At 61.5% G+C, this 13,997-nt stretch carries 7 protein-coding genes and 1 pseudogene; 4 read left to right on the top strand and 4 right to left on the bottom strand.

The genetic code is table 11. From position 1 onward, the window contains the following. The 4 genes and pseudogenes from ACV4UY_RS14210 to serA form a co-directional block, all read right to left on the bottom strand. Positions 1-1,134, bottom strand: a pseudogene (locus tag ACV4UY_RS14210) (hypothetical protein); the annotation flags it as partial. A gap of 119 nt (positions 1,135-1,253) precedes the next feature. Further along, complete coding sequence (locus ACV4UY_RS14205; protein WP_491608236.1) at positions 1,254-2,105, bottom strand: 3'-5' exonuclease; 852 nt, start codon at positions 2,103-2,105, stop codon at positions 1,254-1,256. 329 nt (positions 2,106-2,434) lie between these two features. Continuing rightward, on the bottom strand, positions 2,435-3,232 hold the full coding sequence (locus tag ACV4UY_RS14200) for a hypothetical protein (RefSeq protein ID WP_491608235.1): 798 nt from the start codon (positions 3,230-3,232) through the stop codon (positions 2,435-2,437). Between the two features lie 149 nt (positions 3,233-3,381). Further along, positions 3,382-4,965, bottom strand: a complete 1,584-nt coding sequence (gene serA / locus ACV4UY_RS14195; RefSeq protein ID WP_491608234.1) for a phosphoglycerate dehydrogenase — start codon at positions 4,963-4,965, stop codon at positions 3,382-3,384. A 123-nt stretch (positions 4,966-5,088) separates the two neighbouring features. Between serA and thiD the strand changes: the two genes are divergently transcribed. The 4 genes from thiD (at position 5,089) to ACV4UY_RS14175 (ending at position 13,267) form a co-directional block, all read left to right on the top strand. Beyond that, the gene (gene thiD / locus ACV4UY_RS14190; protein WP_491608233.1) at positions 5,089-5,844 is read left to right on the top strand and encodes a bifunctional hydroxymethylpyrimidine kinase/phosphomethylpyrimidine kinase; all 756 of its coding nucleotides are present in this window, start codon (positions 5,089-5,091) and stop codon (positions 5,842-5,844) included. Between the two features lie 131 nt (positions 5,845-5,975). Further along, complete coding sequence (locus tag ACV4UY_RS14185) at positions 5,976-7,373, top strand: MBOAT family O-acyltransferase (protein WP_491608232.1); 1,398 nt, start codon at positions 5,976-5,978, stop codon at positions 7,371-7,373. Between the two features lie 6 nt (positions 7,374-7,379). Further along, positions 7,380-8,915 carry a hypothetical protein gene (locus tag ACV4UY_RS14180; protein ID WP_491608231.1) on the top strand — a complete coding sequence of 512 codons (1,536 nt, stop codon included), beginning with the start codon at positions 7,380-7,382 and terminating at the stop codon, positions 8,913-8,915. Between the two features lie 398 nt (positions 8,916-9,313). Beyond that, on the top strand, positions 9,314-13,267 hold the full coding sequence (locus ACV4UY_RS14175) for a PAS domain S-box protein (RefSeq protein WP_491608230.1): 3,954 nt from the start codon (positions 9,314-9,316) through the stop codon (positions 13,265-13,267). Positions 13,268-13,997: the final 730 nt, after the last annotated feature.

Here is a 13,997-nt window from a genome sequence, read left to right as displayed (position 1 = left end):
GGGCGTTGGGGCGACGACGCCCTTGGCCTCCAGCCTGGGCGTGCCGGGCGGTGGGGCGACGACGCCCTTGGCCTCCAGCCTGGGCGGCATGGCCTGGGGAGGTGGTGCGAACGGCGTCTTGCCATCCACGCCCGCGTTCGAGGGGCGGGTTGGTGTGTCCGACGACGTGCCGGTTTTGATCTCTTTGACCTTCTGGCGCAGCTCATGGGAGAGGGTGCCGGGTTGTGGGCGTCCGGCCAGCAACTGCCAGAGCAGCACGCCGATCACCAGCAGCGCCAGGAGGCCGGCTCCCACGAAGAACAGCAGGCGTCGTCTGCCGGCCAGGAATGAATGGGAATCGGGCATGGGCTTGAAACGTTCTCCGTTTTTTTCCGGAATTTCTTCGGTTGGCAGCAATTTTTCCAGGCTGTCCCGGCAGGCATGCACCGCCATGCATGCTGGGGCCCGTGCCATCAATTCGGATGCCACCAGCACGCGGTAGAACTCCTCGATGGTCAAGGCCAGGCCGCATGCCTGTTTGGTGGTGAAATTTTTGCGTGCCATGACCATGAAATCGTTCAGATCCTTATCATCGGCCTGACGCACCACCTTGTCACGGCGCGCCAAAAATCCTTCCAGAACCTGAATGCGTCGCACATCGAAGTAGAGATTTTCGGTGAATCCGGTCCCTTCCTGATGGGTGACGAAGGTGACCAACTCCTCGGAAAAGCCGCGCGTGTCCATGGGGGCATACACCTCCCGTTCTTCGCGCGCCATTGGATTGGTGGGAATCAGACCTTTGAGGGTCAGGGCCTTGAAGAATTCGGTGAGGGTGGACTCATAGCCCCGTTCGCCATCCGGACCGAGCCGTTCGCGAATCTGCTTCAAGAAGCCGTAAACCCCTTCCGGTCGTGCCGAGCGGGGCGAGACTCCGCGACCGCGCAGATGGGACTCGAAATGGCGCACCCGTGCCGCGTCGAATCCCAGGTAGTGGTGGGGATCGTTTTCGCGGGCGTGGTCCAGATAGATCTCCAGGGCCATGGAGGTTTGAATCGGTCCGGCGTATTCGAGTGGAGCGCCGCACTGGCGGCAGGTGGGTGATGGGGTATCCGCGGATTGGGGAAAGCCGCATTGGGAGCAGGTGGCATGGGGCATTGCCGTGACCTCGAAGCCGTCAGATGATCGGGCCGGAATATCCTGAAAGAGGGCGCTTTTGAGTCTTCTGAAAAATATGCAACAATTGCGCCGCTTGTGGGTCACGATGCCGGTTCTCATCATCCCTCCGTGTGGAACAGTTCGGGTGACAGTCGTTCCCAGGCGGCCAGGTAGTCATGCAGGTGCGGTTTGTTGGCGGACTCGGCCACGATCAGTTCGCGCACCCGTTGTTGTTCCTGGAGGTATCCTTCCGGGTTGAACAATCCGCCGAAGTGGGCCATGCGCAGCCAGACCAGGTAGGTGGTCAGGGCATCTCGTTCGTTGTAGGCGATGATGCGATCCAGTTGACCTTCGAGCCACATGCGAGGCACGTCTTCGCCGCTGGCGTCCATTTTGCCGGGAATGCCGGAGAGCACGGCCAGTTCATGCAGGGACGGGGTTCCCGATCCCCAGCCTGGTGTGGCGTAATCGCGCAGGTCGATGTGCCAATCGCTTCCCTTGGCGAAGTAGTCCACCCCTTCCCAGGGTTTGTTGGGTCGCAGGGCGAACCGTGGGGCTTGGATTCCCAGGCAGATGCCGCGTTGCACGAGAATGCGCAGATCCGCGGCCAGGGAGTTGTATCCCACCAGTTGCGGGTGGCGTTCGCCGATGGCGTTCAGAAAGCGCCACACGATCTCTTTTTCGTCGTGTGGGGCGTTTGGATCGCGGGGCAGGGAGAGCAGGGAGAGGGTCACCCGTCCATCGGCGTGTTGGTGGCGTTGCACGGCGGCGATGGAGAGCATGCGGCAGAGGATCGTTTTGAGAAAGGGGCGGGGATTTTCGTCCGTGGCTCCGCCTTTTTGCCACATGGTTTCCATGACCTCGAGGTCATCCGCCTCTTCCGGGAGGTTATGGAGCAGGCGTCCGGCGGTGGGATTGGGCATCCATTCGGCGTCGAAGGCCCAGACCAGTTTATGGATTTGTTTGAACATGGGGTGGAATCACCTTTTCTGAAGTGTGGATTGGGGATCAATTGAGTGCAACCGGGGGAGGGTTGGGGTAGGGGGAGTAACGGGTGCGGTCAACGCGGGGTCCAGCATCTGTGTCACGCATCAATCTTTCAATAACAGATGGATGGGAAAGTTGTTGAGTTAACGTAAGGCACTATTGGAGGCTCTGCCTCCGCACTTAAGCCGGGGACCTTCGGCCCCAGCCCCCCAGCCCCCGCAACCGTGGTGTGAATCCCAACCTCAAAGACAAAAAAACCGGGGGATCACTCCCCCGGCAACTCAAACACACAACACCCTGAATACCATACGACTCATTTGCCCGCAAACGGACGCTTGATCAGATTCGAAACATTCTCCCGACTCCATGGATCACCCCCTGTCTCGGTCGGCGCGGAAGGGAGATACTCCATCGGCTGCTGAAACACGAACATCAATTGCCGCATCGCCCACTCACTCAACAACTCCAATGGCTGACCCGCCTCCGGCGGCTGCGATTGACCCATGCCATACGCCGTGCCAATCCCTACCAGCGAACCCAATGGCTCGCTCACCAACGAACCCGTGGCCGCCAACAACGTACCCGCCACGGCAGCTCGCTCCACCCCGTCATGCTTGCGATTGGGCTGCGACTCCACCCGAATCCGTACCGTGCGAAGCACCTTGCCCTTGGAGATCAAATAGGCGTCCAGGTCGAACAACCCCGGCGAGGTCGGCGAACTGCCGCGCATCTCACGCGGCGAAATCCATAACAAAGCCGGCCAGCCGGAACTCTGACTCATGGCCAACGCCCCCTCCAGATGATAAACCGGACTCCACTCCGGAATCAGCTGCTCGGCCAACTGACCAGGCAACAATTGCCGGAAAATGGTGCGGCTGAAGTCAACCAATACCTCAGGCTGTCCCGCCACCTGCCGGGCGATCGGCAACAGATGCAACTTGGGATAGGGGACGGGCAATTCGGTGACGTTCTCCTCGGAGAGCGCATCCCAACAGACACTCACCCCCTGGGAAGGGGTTTCGCACGCCTTGCGGTGAATCGCGGTCTCGCCAACCACGGGGGCACTCATCAACCCCAACGCGATCAACATGGACGCTTGCCAGTTCTTCATGGTTGTTTCCCCTTGCAGGTGATTGCATTGTCATCACTGAGATGTGATGCAAGGGGTGTGCCGATTTTGTTGAAGCGGGGAGAGGGTGAGAATTCCCGGTTCTCCGGATACCTGACGACACGAAGAACCGGGAAACAAGGTGCAAGAACTCAATACCGAACCAGCTTGACCTCGATCACATTGGGCACGCTGGTCAATTTTTCCATCACCTCCCGGGGCACGTCCTGATCCACGTTGATGAAGGCGATCGCCCGTCCGCCGATCTCCTTGCGACCCAGATGGAAGTTGGCGATGTTGATCTGGGATTCGCCAAGAATGGTGCCGACCCGCCCGATCAGACCCGGCGCGTCGTTGTTGGCCACGAACAGCAAACTCCCCTCCGGGGTGGCCTCGATGGGGATGTTGTTCATGGCCACGATGCGCGGTTCCTTGCCGTAAAGCAGCGTGCCGGTGATGCACCGCTCCCGGTCCTCGGTGGTGATGGTGACCCCGAGGGCCGAGGTGAACCCCTTGTTGGAGTGACGACGCACCGCCTCGACCACCTCGATGCCACGCTCCTCGGCGATCAATGGGGCGTTGACCAGATTGACGCCGGAAAGCATCGGCTTGAGCAGACTGTTCAACACCATGTTGGTGATCGGCTTGCGACTCAAGGAGGCGACTTCCCCTTCGAAAAGCACCTCGATGCGCTTGATGCCCGATTCGTTGAGCTGACCAAGGGTGGTGCCGAGCTTGTCGGCAAGGTTCAGATAAGGACGCAGGGTGACGAGTTCACCCTCGGAGACCGCCGGAATGTTCAGCGCGTTCTGCACCGTGCCCTTGAGGAGATAATCGGCGATCTGCTCGGCGATTTGCACCGCCACCTTCACCTGGGCCTCGTGGGTCGAGGCGCCGAGATGGGGGGTGAAGACCACGTTGTCCAGCTCGAACAACGGATTGGAACGGGCCGGCTCCACCTCGAAAACATCCAGGCCGGCGGCGAACACTTTGCCGGATTTCAGGGCATCGTACAGGGCCGCTTCGTCGATGATGCCGCCGCGGGCACAGTTGACGATGATCACCCCCTTCTTCATCCGCTCGAAGGCGGCGGCATTCACGATGTGCCGCGTGGCCGGAATCAGCGGGGTGTGGACGGTCAATACGTCGATCTGAGGCCAGAATTCGTCCAACGTCGGGCAGAGGGAGACCCCCAGATCCTCGGCGCGCTGCTTGCTGATGAAAGGATCGAACGCCAGCACCCGCATTTTCAAGCCCAGAAACCGCTCCACGACCAACGAACCGATGTTGCCGGTGCCGATGATGCCGAGCACCTTGCCGCACAACTCCCGACCCATGAAACCGTTCTTCTCCCACTTGCCCAGACGGGTCGAGGCGGTGGCTGCCGGGATGTGACGCGCGGCGGCCAGAGCCAGGGCCACGGTCAATTCGGCGGTGGTGGCGGCGTTGCCGAACGGGGCGTTCATCACGATGACGCCACGCTTGGAGGCGGTCGGGATGTCCACGTTGTCCACGCCGATGCCGGCGCGTCCGATCACCTTGAGGTTGGTGGCCGCGTCGATGAGGTCGGCGGTGAGCTTGGTGGCCGAACGGATGGCGATGCCATCGTAGGCGGGAAGAATGGATTTCAGTTCCTCGGGACTCAGACCCGGTTTATAATCCACGTCCACGCCGCGTGCCTTGAGCGCGGCTTCGGCTTCGGAGGACATCTTGTCGGAAATGAGTACCTTGGGCATGTGGCGGTTCCTTGCGAGTGGCGAAAAAGTCCATTGAAAACCCATCCAAAACCAAACCCCTTCAGTCTAACATGGCGCCCGGAGCCTGACAAGCCGGCTCCCGGAGTCGCGCGGGTATTGATCGTGGCCGGCTCGGACCCGGTGGCCGGAGCCGGATTGCAGGGGGATCTGAAGGTGGTGACCGCCCTGGGCGGCTATGCCATGACCGCGGTCACCGCGATCACGGTTCAGGATACCCGCGCGGTGGGAGACGTGGTGCCGCTGGATCCGGAGCTGGTCGCCGCGCAGATGCGCGCCTGCCTGGCGGACGTCGGCGCCGATTGCGTCAAACTGGGCATGCTCGCCAACCGGGCCATCGTCCGCGCGGTGGTCGCGGTGCTGGCCGACCATCCCGATCTGCCGCTGGTGGCCGATCCGGTCCTGGCCGGCACGGGCGGGGGGATTCTGTTGGAAGCCGGAGGGCTGGAGCACTATCGAAAAGAACTGCTGCCGCGCGTTACCCTGTTGACCCCGAATCTGCCCGAGGCCTCAGCCCTGACCGGCCTGACGGTGGAGACTCCCGAGCAGATGCGGGAGGCGGCACGCGCGCTGCGGGATCTGGGCGCGGGCGCGGTGCTTCTCAAGGGGGGCCACCTGGCGGGCGGGATGGTGCGGGACTGGCTGGAGAGCGATACCGCCCGCCGCTGGTTCGAGGATACCCGTCTGCCCGGCACCGGCTTCCACGGCACCGGCTGTACCCTGGCCTCGGCGATCGCCACCGGTCTGGCCCAGGGCCTGGGGCTGGAGGAGGCGATCGAACGGGGGCGCGCCTGGTTGCGTGAGGCGATGGTCGGGAGTCTGGCGCTGGGAGGCGGGCAGCGTCTGTTGTGGCACGGCTGAGAGGGGCGGCGCGGCGTACCCTTTCCGGCCAACGTCGAGCCCCTTGAGTCCAGTCGTTGACACGGTTCCCTGAAAGAGGAAATAATCATTTCGATTATCGACACCAAGCTCTTCAGGTATCCAACCCGGCCATGCTGTTCCAGTCCATTGGCTTTCTGTTCGTCCTCCTGCCCCTGTTCCTGGTGAGTCTGCGTCTCGCGCCTCCCGGAACGGCGCGGGGTCTGGTGATCTTCTTCTTCTCCTATCTGTTCTACTCCGGCAACGAGCCGTTCTTTCTGGTCCTGTTGCTGCTCTCCTCCACCCTCGACTTTTTCACCGCCCTGCGTATCGACCGGGCCGTCACCCCCTGGGGAAGACGGGGCTGGCTGATCGTCACCCTGTGCCTGAATCTCGGATTGTTGGGTTTTTTCAAATACGGCAAGATGCTGTTGCCGAAATTGGCGCCCCTGGGCGATGCGCTGGGTCTGCCCATGCCGGATCCGGAGCTGTTCAGATCGCTCGTGCTGCCACCGGGCATCAGTTTCTACACCTTCCAGTCCATGGCCTATTCGATCGATGTCTACCGCGGCCATGTGCGACCCGAGCGGAATTATCTCAGTTTCATCAATTATCTGGCCTATCTGCCGCAGCTCATCGCCGGCCCCATCGAACGCTATGCCCATTTGAGCGCCCAGCTGCACGCCCTGGTGGAAGGCAAAACCCGTCCCAACTGGAGCGCCGGCCTGGATCGCATCGCCCTGGGGGTGATCCAGAAACTGCTCATCGCCGATCCTTGTGGACTGATCGTCAACGCCATCGCCGATCAAGGGCGTTTCGACAGTCTGGTCTCCAGCTGGACCTTTGCCTTTGGCTTCGGTCTGCAGATCTACTTCGATTTCGCCGCCTATACCCACATCGCCATCGGCCTGGGGTTGTTGATGGGGGTGGAACTCGCCGAGAACTTCCTGTCGCCCTACCAGGCGCCCAACATCCAGGAGTTCTGGCGACGTTGGCACCTCTCCCTGTCCACCTGGTTCAAGGATTATCTCTATTTCCCCCTGGGCGGCAGTCGCAAGGGGCGGATCCGTACCATGTTCAACCTGCTGGTCACCTTTCTGCTGTGCGGATTGTGGCATGGAGCCGGGTGGAACTTCATCGTTTGGGGCGGACTGCATGGCGCGTTGGTGGGCGGTTATACCCTGATGCGCGGCACGCGCCTCGTCATCCGCATGCCACGGGTGGTGGCGGTCGCCCTGACCCTGGTCGTGGTGCATGTCTGCTGGGTCTGGTTCCGGCTGCACGATCCGGAAAAGATCCTGGTCGTGCTCAAGGGGATGATCGGCGGGCATGGTCTGGACAACGGCGCGGTGTCGCCGATCGATGGCGGCTTTCTGGTGTTGGTCATGGCCGGAACCCTGCTTCTGCCCAATGCCGCCCAACGGTGGCCGGGCAGCGCCGGCTGGTGGGAATCCACCCTGCTGCTGGGCGTGGCCCTGGCTGCCCTGCTCAACATTCCCCAGATCGCCCAATTCATCTATTTCCAGTTCTGAGCCGCCATGGATGTGACCTCGATCAACCGGTTCGGCAAGCGGGATGGTCTGCATGAAAGGCTCCGGATCGTCGGCGCCCTGCTCCTGATCGGGGTGCTGGCCTGGTTGGAAATCACCCTCGGCGCACGGTTGGAGGGCGAAAACCGTCGCCCGCTCGAAACGAGCGCTTTCGAACGGATCCCCCTGGAGCAACTGCTCAAGGACTATTCGGGTCAAACGCCGGTGCCGCCCAAACCACCGGGCGTGGCACGGATCCTCTATCTCTCCAACTCCCACGCCACCACCGGCGGACGGGTCTCCGGCCATCTGCGGGGCATGCTCGAGGCCCTCGCGCCGGGTCGCTTCGAGGTACTCGATCTCTCCACGCCGGGCATCGTCGCCTCGAGCATCCTGCAACGCGCCATGCTGGCCATGGAGATGGAGGTCGATCTGGTGGTGCTTCAGGTCGCCTACATCAGTTTTTCCGACCGCTTCAAGCTGGCTTTGCAGGATTTCCACGCGGAACATTTCTTCCGTCCGGGCATCTTCGAACGTCTTCCCTGGGGGTTCTGGTGGCGGAACTACGATGTGGGCATGTTCGCCGATCACCTGGTGAACCGTTTCCTGCGTCTGACCCTCTACCGCAACGAACTGCGCGGTCTGTGGGAGACCCCGCTGCTCGAGCGGGTCGAGTCGCTGAGCGGCTCCCGACCCAGCCGCATCCTTCATGTGGACAAAAACCGGATGATGGCCATGCCCGCCGGCTTCGATCCGACGCTGTTCGACTGGTCGCTCTATGCCCTGGGTCGCGACGGTCACCTGGCCGACCTGCGCGATCTGATCGGGATTCTGAACAAGGCCCGGATGCCGGTCATCGGCGCCAATCTGCCCATCGATTTCGACAAACGCTACACCAGGGCCGAACGAAACGACGCCGATTTCGCCAGGTTCCGAGGCGAACTGGCCGCCATCTTCTCCTCCGCGTTGCGCTATACCGACTATCAGTCGTGCTTCCCGGTCGCCTTCACCACCTACGATCCGTTGCATCCGACCTGGACCGGCGCGCGTCTGCACGCGGCCCATCTGGCCTTGCTGATGGCCGAATCCGGGTGGTGGCGCGACGCTCCGCCGCCGGAGCGGATGCGCCGAACGATTTTCGCCCAGGAACCGGCCATTCCCGACGATTACCGTCAGGCGTTGCGGAAGGTGGATACCTCGGGAGGACGGGCCTATCGCCGCTATGATGTCACGGATCCCTCCGTGGCGTCGCATCTGTTGGGACAGTGGACCAGGGCGGGCTGGGACTCGCCCCGTGGCAAAACCCTGTTGGAGCAGACCCTGGCCCGGTTGGATTTCTGGATGCGGGAGCCGTCACCACCCGATCCAGACTGTCCCGCGAGTTTCCAGGGGGTGTGGCCGGAGATTCTGCATGACGAGTATCGCAAGCATGCCGAACGGTTGAACCATTTCCGCGCGCATCTGGAGAGCAGCGCATCGGCTGCTGGTGTCGATGCACGGGTGGTTTCTCAGGGTCGCATCGATTGGAGTATCCGCAGACCGTGAGGTCGGGCGATCTTTGGAGCTTTGACGGATGGTGCGGACAAGTATTGGTCAAGTTGTATAAACAATTTGCCATATTTTCTTTATTTTCATGTTAAGTGTCCATCGGAACCGGGATGAGCTGGCCTGGGTTTGCAGGGTCTTCCCCAGGAATGGCGGTCTGTGAGGCGGGGGCCCGTGCGCAAGAGGGGGGGCTGATTCTTGCAAAACAGGCATTGTTTTTCGATTGGATGAAGAAGGTCAAGATCGATCTTGCAAATTGAGTAGCAACAAGGCACACTGCTACGGTAGTCGTGGTCATTCGGGAAAGCTGTCAGGGGGGGTGGGATGGGGGCAAACCATCCAGACCACGCCAGACTTGACGCAAGCGTGGCATCGGCTGTTCAGGCGGAGAGCGTGGCATGATCCCAACGATGGCGCGGATCATCAGATCGAAGGTGTCGGAGCGCATTCAGGAGAGTTTCACCTTCTGGGTGGTCGTGTTGGGGCTGCTGTTGACCATCGGCACGCTTGTTTCCCTGTCTTCCGCGATCCACCATGCGCAACAACAGAGCATGGAGTTGGCCATTCAAACCGCCCGCGCCAACTTCGCCAAGGATCTGGCTTTTCGTCAGTGGGCCACCCGCCATGGCGGCGTCTACGTCCCCGAGGATGCACGCACCCCGGCCAATCCCTATCTCGCCCACATTCCGGAACGGGATGTCGTCACCCCCTCCGGGCGTCGGCTCACCCTGATGAATCCGGCCTACATGCTGCGTCAGCTGATGGGCGAATACGCCGATCTCTATGGCATCCAGGGGCGGCTCGTTTCCGACAGGCCGCTCAATCCGGATAACCGCCCCGATGCCTGGGAGGCCGAGGCGCTGCGCGCCTTCGAACAGGGGGAAGAGGAGGTCGTGGCGATTCTGGGCGAGGGGCTGGACGCCACGTTGCGCCTGATGCGACCGATGATCACCCAGGAGGGGTGCTTGAAGTGTCATGCCCAGCAAGGCTACCGGGAGGGGGATGTGCGCGGCGGCATCGGCGTGCGTCTGCCGCTGCGCCCCTATCGGGAACATGAGACGGATGCGGTTCGTCACATCTGGATCGATCACGTTTTCTTTCTCGGCGCCATGCTCGGATTGCTGCTGCTCTACTACCGGTCGGTGCGGCACCGGCTGGCCGACCAGCAACGGGCCAGCGAGGCGCTGCGCTTGAGCGAAACCAAATTTCGCGCCATGTTCGATCATGCGGGCATTGGCCTGGTGCGAGCCGATCCGCGCGAGTCGCGCATCCTGGAGGCCAACCGTGCCTTTGCCGACATGCTCGGGTATGACGACCCCGAAGAGTTGCGCGGCGTCGCCATCTCCACGCTCTCCCATCCCGATGACATGATGCTCAACCAGAATCTTATCGAGAAGCTGCGTGACCATCTGATCACGACCTATCAGTTGGAAAAACGGTATTACACCCGGGATGGCGGGGAGGTGTGGGGTCGGCTGAATGTCAGCCAGATTCCAGGACTGGGTGGCGAACCCGATTTCATGGTCGCGGCCATCGAGAACATCACCGCCCTCCGTCAGCTGCGCTCCCGGCTCGAGGAGAGCGAAGCCCGTTTTCGGGTCGTGGCCAACTCCGCGCCGGTGTTGATCTGGGTGTCGGGTCTGGACATGGGGTGCGACTGGTTCAACCAACGCTGGCTGGATTTCACCGGACGCACCCTGGAAGAGGAGTGCGGCGCTGGGTGGGCAAGGGGGGTTCATCCCGATGACCTGGAACGCTGCATGGAGATTTATACGGCCCATTTCCAGCGGCGCGAACCCTTCTCCATGCTCTACCGGCTGCGGCGTCACGACGGCGCCTGGCGTTGGCTGATGGACAATGGAGCGCCCCGCTACGATGAACGGGGGAGTTTCGCCGGCTTCATCGGCTCCTGCACCGACGTGACCGACCGGCTCACCATCGAAAAGGCGTTGCAGGAGCAGCAACAGGTCCTGGAAGGGGTCAAGAAACGCTATCAACGGCTTTTCGACAGCTCCCCGGATGCCTATCTGATCATGGAGCTGGATGGCGGGATCATTTCGGACTGCAACAGGGCCGCGGAACGGATGCTGCATGGCACCTGCGAGCAGATCCTCGGCAAGAGACCGGATCAGCTCTCCCCGGATCATCAACCGGACGGTCGCACCTCGCGAGAGGCCGCGGCCCAGGTGATCCGCGAGTGCCTGGAGCGGGGAGAACACCGTTTCGAATGGTTGCACCGCCGGCTGGATGGCGTGGATTTCTGGGCCGAGGTGACCGTCTCCCGGATCGACCTCGAGGACCGTCAGGCCCTGCTGGTGGCGTGGCGGGATATCAGCGAACGCAAACAGGCCGAGGAGCGGCTGCGCCAGAGCGAGAGGATGTTCCGCACGGTTCTGGATTTTACCTACGACTGGGAGTACTGGGTCGATCCCGCGCAGCGCATCGTCTTCATGTCGCCCTCCTGCGAGACCATGACCGGCTATTCCGCCGCCCGTTTCATGGCGGATCCGACGCTGTTGACCTCCATCATCCATCCCGAGGATGTGGCGCGGATGATCGCCCATCATGCGCGGATCGACAGCCCGGAGGAGGGCTACCTCGACTATCGGATCATCCATGCGGATGGATCGATCCGCTGGATCAGCCATGGCTGTCGTCCGGTGTCCGGAGCGGGCGGGGAGTTTCTCGGACGCCGGGCCAGCAATCGGGACATCACCGAACGCAAGCACATGGAGGAGGAGTTGCGTCACGCCAAGAACGCCGCCGAGGCCGCCAACCTGGCCAAAAGCGACTTTCTGGCCAACATGAGCCATGAAATCCGCACGCCGATGAACGCCATTCTCGGCATGGCGGATCTGCTGTGGGAGAGCGAGCTGCAACCCGGTCAACGCAAGTTCGTGCAGGTGTTCCGTTCCGCGGGCGAGAATTTACTGGGGATCATCAACGATGTCCTGGATCTGGCCAAGATCGAGGCCGGCCAGCTCACCCTGGAGAACATCCCCTTCGAGCTGGCCGAGGAGATGAACGTGGTGTGCGACATTCTGGCGCCACGGGTCAATGCCAAGGGGTTGCATCTGGTGCAACACATTCATCCGGAGGTTCCGGAGTGGCTATCCGGCGATCCCACCCGTTTGCGGCAGATCTTTCTCAATCTGTTGAGCAACGCGGTCAAGTTCACCGAACGGGGTTCCATCCGGCTCGAGGCGTTGCCCGTGCCTCCACCCGAGGGGAGCGGCCAGGACGATCGGGCCTGGATCGCCTTTCGGGTGATCGATACCGGCATTGGCATTCCCAGGGATCGGCTGGAGCATGTTTTCGACAACTTCGTGCAAGCGGACTCTTCCATCACCCGTCGTTTCGGGGGCACGGGTCTCGGATTGGCGATCGTCAAGCGATTGGTGGAGAAGATGGGCGGTGGAATTGCGGTGGAGAGTCGTGCCGGTCATGGCACGACCTTCACCTGCACCATCCCTTTCCAGGCCGGTGCGGTACGCATCGAGTCGTCGCTTCCGGAGTTGAGCGGGGTGCGCATTCTGGTGGTGGATGATCACGCAGACAACCGACTGGTATTCCGGGAGTATCTGGAGCCATTTCACGCCGAGGTGGACGAGGCCGTGGACGGCCTTGAGGGATTGCGCATGCTGGAGGCGGCCCAGGCCGATCAGCGGCCTTATCGGCTGGTGCTGTTGGATGTCAACATGCCCACCCTGAACGGTCCGCGCATGGCGGAGTGTTGGCGCGCCACGAACAACGGGGTGCTGCCGATCCTGATGCTCAATTCCGTCTATCACGAGCAGGTATTGCAACAGTGTCAGACTCTGGGGGTGAGCCACTATCTGCTCAAGCCGGTGCGTCGCGGGGATCTGATCCGCACCGTGCGTCAGGCGTTGGGGTTGGAAGAGATGCGGGAACGTTTGCTGCTGCCGTTGGAGGATCCGGTCCCGGATGGTCAAACCAGGCGACGTATCCTGTTGGTGGATGATTCCGAGGAGAACCGTATGTTGGTGGGGGCCTATCTGGCCGGATCGGCCATTGAGTTGCGCATGGCCGAGAATGGCATGCTTGCCCTGGAGGCGATGCGGAAGGAGCGATTCGATCTGGTCTTCATGGATGTGCGCATGCCGGTGATGGATGGCTATTCGGCGACCCGCGCCTGGCGAAGGATGGAGCGGGAGCAGGGTTGGGAACGGTTGCCGATCATCGCTTTGACCGCCCATGCCATGCAGGAGGATGTTGCCCAGTGTCTCGAGGCCGGCTGCGATGCCCATTTGGCCAAGCCGCTCAAGAAGAAGTTGTTGCTGGAGATGATCGGGCGTTTTGCGTCCAGACCGGGCGGGCATGTGGTGAGGTAGAGGGCATGTGGTGAGGTAGGGGGTATGTGGAGGGGGTAGGGGATAAGGGGGGGTAACCGTTGCGGGGGACCGGGGACCGAAGGTCCCCGGCGGAGGTTCGGAGGCAGAGCCTCCGAGGTTTGGCCTTTGACTTTTTTAATCTTTAATCTTTAATCTTTAATCTTTAATCTTTAATCTTTAATCTTTAATCTTGCTTTTAGCGCGCTCTACAAAAAAGCGTTTTTTTCGCGCCTTTTGCGAAAAAAACGCTGCGCGCAGCCTTGGAAGATGAGTCGTTTTGCGGTTTTGGCAAAACGACTCATCTTCGCCTTGCCTCGAACAGGCCGCCGGAGGCGGCTTGTTGTGCTGAAAGGCAATGCGCCCCCTCCTTATGCCCTTACGGGCAACGGAGGGGGCGCATGAGACGGCGCGCGCTTGCGCGGTTTTTCGCAAAAGGCGCGAAAAACCGCTTATCGTGAAAAGCGCGCGAAAATCAAAATCACAAACTGGCATGATGGGGGGAGAACCCCCTCACCCCCCAACCGTGGACCTCCCTTACGGGAGTTCCACGGTAAAGGAAGAGTCAAGACCTCAGGGCTTTGCCCCGAACCCCACCAGGGGCCATTGTCCCCTGGACCCCGTTGACTTGTCCCCTCCCGTGGCCATCATTGTCCCCGGAGTCCGTTGACTTGTCCCCTCCCGTGGCGATCATTGTCCCCTGGACCCCGATGACTTGTCCCCTCCCGTGGCC

The organism is Candidatus Magnetaquiglobus sp. (assembly GCF_058402785.1).
This window is presented reverse-complemented; position numbering and strand designations above follow the sequence as displayed.

Bases quoted from the DNA above. Each gene is read 5' to 3' on its own strand.
- ACV4UY_RS14205 (WP_491608236.1), bottom strand. From the start codon at position 2,105: ATGTTCAAACAAATCCATAAACTGGTCTGGGCCTTCGACGCCGAATGG.
- ACV4UY_RS14200 (WP_491608235.1), bottom strand. From the start codon at position 3,232: ATGAAGAACTGGCAAGCGTCCATGTTGATCGCGTTGGGGTTGATGAGT.
- serA (WP_491608234.1), bottom strand. From the start codon at position 4,965: ATGCCCAAGGTACTCATTTCCGACAAGATGTCCTCCGAAGCCGAAGCC.
- ACV4UY_RS14185 (WP_491608232.1), top strand. From the start codon at position 5,976: ATGCTGTTCCAGTCCATTGGCTTTCTGTTCGTCCTCCTGCCCCTGTTC.
- ACV4UY_RS14180 (WP_491608231.1), top strand. From the start codon at position 7,380: ATGGATGTGACCTCGATCAACCGGTTCGGCAAGCGGGATGGTCTGCAT.
- ACV4UY_RS14175 (WP_491608230.1), top strand. From the start codon at position 9,314: ATGATCCCAACGATGGCGCGGATCATCAGATCGAAGGTGTCGGAGCGC.